Annotated in this window: 4 protein-coding genes; 3 read left to right on the top strand and 1 reads right to left on the bottom strand. The window is 63.7% G+C overall.

Going from position 1 to position 5,016, the window contains the following annotated elements; all coding sequences use genetic code 11:
• On the bottom strand, positions 1 to 831 hold an 831-nt coding region (locus tag ACEW8G_RS16975; RefSeq protein WP_373489569.1), incomplete at its 3' end, for an acyl-CoA dehydrogenase family protein.
• A 411-nt stretch (positions 832 to 1,242) separates the two neighbouring features.
• Here ACEW8G_RS16975 and ACEW8G_RS16980 point away from each other — a divergent pair.
• From ACEW8G_RS16980 to ACEW8G_RS16990, 3 genes are all read left to right on the top strand, one after another.
• A complete protein-coding gene (locus ACEW8G_RS16980; protein WP_373489570.1) occupies positions 1,243 to 1,968 on the top strand; it encodes a hypothetical protein in 726 nt (241 codons plus the stop codon).
• Positions 1,969 to 2,254: 286 nt separating this feature from the next.
• Positions 2,255 to 4,009 (top strand): ShlB/FhaC/HecB family hemolysin secretion/activation protein, encoded by a 1,755-nt coding sequence (locus tag ACEW8G_RS16985; protein WP_373489571.1) that lies wholly within the window; start codon positions 2,255 to 2,257, stop codon positions 4,007 to 4,009.
• Positions 4,006 to 5,016, top strand: a 1,011-nt coding sequence (locus ACEW8G_RS16990; RefSeq protein WP_373489572.1) for a filamentous hemagglutinin N-terminal domain-containing protein, incomplete at its 3' end; no start/stop codon positions are given. The genes ACEW8G_RS16985 and ACEW8G_RS16990, both read left to right, overlap by 4 nt.

Below are 5,016 nucleotides of genomic sequence, written 5' to 3' on the forward strand. Positions count from 1 at the left end.
GATCGGCGGGTGAATGAAATGCGCGGTCGATGCCGCCCAGTGGCGCATCCGCGCCATATCTCCCGACGTGCGCGCGACGCCCGCGATGCTGGCGCGCTCATTGCCCAGCAGGAACTTGGCATAGGTCCAGCCGTCGTTCTCGTTGCCAACCAGATTGCGCACCGGCACCCGCACATCGCTGAAAAACACCTCGTTGAGGTGATGCATGCCATCGATGGTGCGGATCGGTCGCACCTCGATGCCCGGCGTGTTGAGGTCGATCAGCAGGAACGAGATGCCACTTTGCGCCTTCACCTCGGTGTTGGTGCGCACCAGACAGAAAATCCAGTCCGCCCAGTGGCCCTGCGTTGTCCAGGTCTTCTGGCCGTTGACGATATAATCGTCGCCGTCCCGGATCGCGCGGGTCTTCAGGCTGGCGAGGTCAGAGCCTGCGCCCGGCTCTGAATAGCCCTGACACCAGAAGCGCGATCCATCAAGAATGTGCGGCAGATGCTCGGCCTTCTGCTCTTCTGATCCGAAGGTGTAGATCACCGGGCCGACCATGGTGGTGCCGAACGGGCTGCCCGATGGCGCGCCTGCGCGGGTGCATTCGTCCGCGAAGATGCGCTTTTTGGCGACCGACCATTCGCAGCCGCCATAAGCCTTGGGCCATCCAGGTGCGCCCCAGCCGCGCTTGGCCTTCACGCCCTGCCACCAGGCGGTCATCTCCTTGCTGGAATTGGCAAAGCCATCGGCGACAAAACGTTTGTCGGCGGGCAGTTCGGCATCAAGAAAGGCGCGCACCTCGGCGCGGAAGCTGTCCAGATTGTTGTCTTCGGTCATCTCGCTCATCCTGATCATCATGGTTTGATTGTGGTGCATTTTGCACCGGAAGGGCACAAAAGCAAAGCGCGATCGACAGACATGTGGCGGTATGTCTGGGTTGCGCGTGCGCGCAGATGCGGTCTGTTTTGCGATGACGCTACGGCGCTCGGCTGCTCCCGGGCGAGACGCATCATCTTGTTGAGGCGCCGTGGATCGGGTCAGGTCCGGCGGGCGTCGGTAACTTTCTCGCGCAACCCGTCCTGATACGGGGCAGCACGCGCCTCGCCACCGCTTTGGTGCGCCATTTGCTGCAGAATGCGCGGGGATTGTGGCTTCCGTCTGGTTAATCGGCTTGGTTTGCTGCACGTCTTGTCATACCCGTAAGCGACGATATCCGCGCATTCGTGCGGGCCGTCTGCAACCGGTGAGGTCCGCGACATGCTGCAAACTCTGGTCAATCGCCTCAAGGGTCGATCCCCGGCCGAAATCATCCGCCTGGCCGGGCATAACATTGCCTATCATGTGCGCGAGATGACGCCGCAGGCGCAGCGCCGCAACCGCCAGTTTCAGGCATTTGACGACCGCTGGGGCACCGATACTTTTGCGGTGCGCGAGCTGCACACGTTGGATGTTGATGCACGCGTCGCCGCGCATGCCCGCCGCTATCAGGCGAGCAACGGCGCTGACATGCCGGGCTGGTTCGCTGATCTGGGCGTCGATTTTGCCGCGACCACCTTCATCGACTATGGCTGCGGCAAGGGGCGGGCCTTGTTTGAGGCGGCGCAATTCCCCTTTGCCCGCGTCATTGGGGTCGAGTTCGCCGCCGAGCTGGTCGACATTGCCCTGCACAACCGCGACATCATCAAGGCCAAGGGCGGATTAAACGCTCCGGTCGATGTGCTGTGCATGGACGCTGCGCTGTATGAGCCGCCTGCCGATGTGCCGCTGGTCTGCTATTTTTACGATCCCTTCGATGACGCGGTGATGGCGCCGGTGGCTGACCGGTTGTCCACGCTGTCGCAGCCGATCACCATCATTTATCTTGAGCCCAGCTGCATCGGCCAGTTCAGGCGGTCACCCGGATGGTCCGAATTAAGCTCGCTCGGCAGTTTGGTGTTCCGCAATGCCGCAGCGGTACAGGCGGCGCGCGCCTCTGCCGGATGACGTCACATCAAGGCAGGCAAATACTCTGCACTGCAGCATATTTTCTTGCTTTTCAGTAATGTTACTGCATAAAGGGGCACAGGTAAGGGGTGTATTTGGCTTGCCATCAGATGACTGAATTGACCATGGCGCCGTTAGGCTAAGGGGGTCCGGTCAAAATAGATGGCGGTGACCTGATTTGGTCGCATTAAGCGGCTGATTTGGGGCCACGTAAAGCCATCTGTTCCAATTTGCCACAGCTGGGTCGCACCTGCTGTTTCCCTATGGGGATTGGAACTCTTACCGCATGTCGCTGCCGCAGCCTGTGCCTTTCCGTGTGCGCATTCATTGCCTGACTGGCTTTGGGCTGTCGCTGACCGCGCTTGCGCTGTCGGCCCAGGCGAGCGTTGCCAGCGCGCAAACCGTACCCGGCACGCTGCGCCCGCCCTCGGGCACATTTGAGCAGGAAAACCGCGCGCCAGAGCTGCCGCAGTCGCGCCCGCGCACACCATTCACGATTGACCGCCCCCGGCTCGACCCGGACAGCGTCGACAGCACGACCAAAGTCCTCGTCACGCGCTTTCGTATCCTCGGCTTCGATTCGATTGCCGAAACCCGGCTGCAGGCACCGCTCGCGCCGTTTCTGGGGCAGGAGCTGTCGCTCGCTGACATCTACCGCGCCGCCGATCTGCTGACCCGGGTCTATGCCGAGGCGGGCTATGCGTTGTCGTTCGCGCTGGTGCCGCCACAGGACATCACCGACGGAGTGGTCGTGCTGCAGGTCGTCGAGGGGCGGATCGATGCGCTCGATATCCAGCTCAAGTCCGGCGCCGGGCTGGTGGGCGAGACCCGGCTGACCGATGCCATCCGCCGCCGCTTTGCGCCTTTGGTCAATGGCCGTGCCGTGAAGATCGATGACCTTGAGCGCGCGATCCTGACGAGTTCGGACCTTGGCGGCATGGATGTTTCGGTCGTGGTGCGCCCGTCTGAGGGCAAGCCGGGCGGCGCCAACCTGCTGGTGGTGGTCGATCTGGACCCGGTGCAGGTGCAGGCGCAGTTCGACAACCGGCTGCGCGACAACCTGGGCGAGCGGCGCTATCGCGCGGGGTTCGATATCAATTCCATCGCCATAGCCGGTGACCGGTTGACCTTCGATGGCCGCGGCACCTTGCCCACCGACGGTTTCCTGTCGGGCTTTGTGCAGTATCGCGCGCCGCTGGGTGACAGAGGGCTGACCGGCACGGTGTCATACTCGCGTGCGCGTTCGCGCGCTGTGCGCGGCTTCCTGTCGATCCTGCAGTTCGAAGGCGACGAAGAGGTATTTCGCGCCGGGCTTGCATACCCGCTGCGCCGCACCCGCAATGCCAGCCTGTATGTCGGCATTGAAGGCACCGCGATCAATTCTGACAGCGGCATCTTTGGCGTGACGCTGATCGATGACCGCAGCCGTTTCTATGAAATCTATGGCAGCTACGACTGGGCCGACAGCCGCGGCGCAACCGGGCTGGTGCGGCTGGGCCTTGCGCAAGGGGTCGACGGTTTGGGGGCCACCGGCCGGTTCAATCCCTTGCGCAGCCGCACCCAGGGCGACCCGGAGTTTACCGCACTGACCGCTGCGCTGGTGTGGAGCGCGCCGCTGATGGCGGGCGGCCCGCGTATCCGGATCAATGCCGAGGCGCAGATGGCGCTGCACGGCGGCGCGGCGGCATCGCGCGAATGCAATTACGGCGGTGACCAGTTTGGCCGCGCTTATGATTTTGGATCGGCGGGTGGCGATCACTGCGTCAATGGCGCGGCGGAGATCAACCATGGCGTCGCGATCGGCCCCGTTTTTGTTCAGCCGTTCGCATTCATCGATGGCGGCATCCTGCGCCAGACCGGCCCGCTCGATTTTGCCGAGGAACGCGTGGTAAAATTGTGGTCCGCCGGGTTTGGCACCCGCGTCAGCCTGCCTTACGGGCTTGTCGGCGAGGTCTATGCCGCATGGCCGGGGGTCGCGCGCTTTTCGCCCGATGGCACCAACGATCCGCGCATCTTCTTCTCGGTGGGGGCCACGCAATGACCGGCATCAGACACTTGTCCCGTCGTGATGACCATGCGCGCGCCGCAATGCGCCGCGCGCTGTTCTGCTCGGTGGCGGGGTTCGCAATGCTGGGCATCACCCCCGCGCTCGCCAATCCGGCGGGCGGCAAGGTGGTCGCGGGGCAGGCAAGCATCAGCGGCGAGGGCACCGACCGGGTGCGAATCGACCAAAGCAGCGACCGCACGATCATAAACTGGGATTCGTTCTCCATCGGTGCAGGCCAGGGCGTCGATTTCCGCCAGCCCAATGCGCGTTCGATCGCATTGAACCGGGTAACGGGGCCCGAGATCAGCCAGATCATGGGCGAACTCACCGCCAACGGGCAGGTCTATCTGATCAATGGCAACGGCATCGTGTTTGGCAAGGATGCGCGCGTTGATGTTGCCGGGCTGGTCGCGACCAGCGCCGACATTGGCAATGATGCCTTCATGGCGGGCGGCGCGCTGCGCTTTGACCGGACGGGGGGCGGCGATGCGCGGATCGTCAACCAGGGCACGATCACGATACGCGATGCAGGCATCGCGGCGTTCGTCGCGCCGCAGGTGGCGAACCAGGGCATCATCACCGCGAGGCTGGGCAAGATCGCGTTTGGCGGCGCACAGGCGTTCACGCTCGATCTGCATGGCGACAATTTGATCCGCTTTCAGGTCGGCGATGCCGTCACGCGGCTCGATGACAAGGGCGCGCTGGTTGATATCGGCGGCGTGGTCGATGCGCGCGGCGGATCGCTGTTGATTACCGCATCGGCGGCGCGCGATCTGGTCAACCGCTCGGTCAACATCGGCACCCAGCAGGCATCGGCGATGGAGGTCGGCGCGGATGGCAGAGTTACGCTGACCGCCGCAAAAATGACGATCACCGCGCCGGGCGAGGTCGCGGTGGGCCGGAATGTCACGCTCGATCTGTCGTCGTCGGCAAACACCGTCACTGCGGCGGCGCGGGGGTTGGCGGCGGGTGGCTCCACCCAAAGCAACATCGGCTGGGTC

It is taken from the genome of Blastomonas sp. (genome assembly GCF_041747255.1).
Lineage (GTDB): Bacteria > Pseudomonadota > Alphaproteobacteria > Sphingomonadales > Sphingomonadaceae > Blastomonas.

Bases quoted from the DNA above. Each gene is read 5' to 3' on its own strand.
- ACEW8G_RS16980 (WP_373489570.1), top strand. From the start codon at position 1,243: ATGCTGCAAACTCTGGTCAATCGCCTCAAGGGTCGATCCCCGGCCGAA.
- ACEW8G_RS16985 (WP_373489571.1), top strand. From the start codon at position 2,255: ATGTCGCTGCCGCAGCCTGTGCCTTTCCGTGTGCGCATTCATTGCCTG.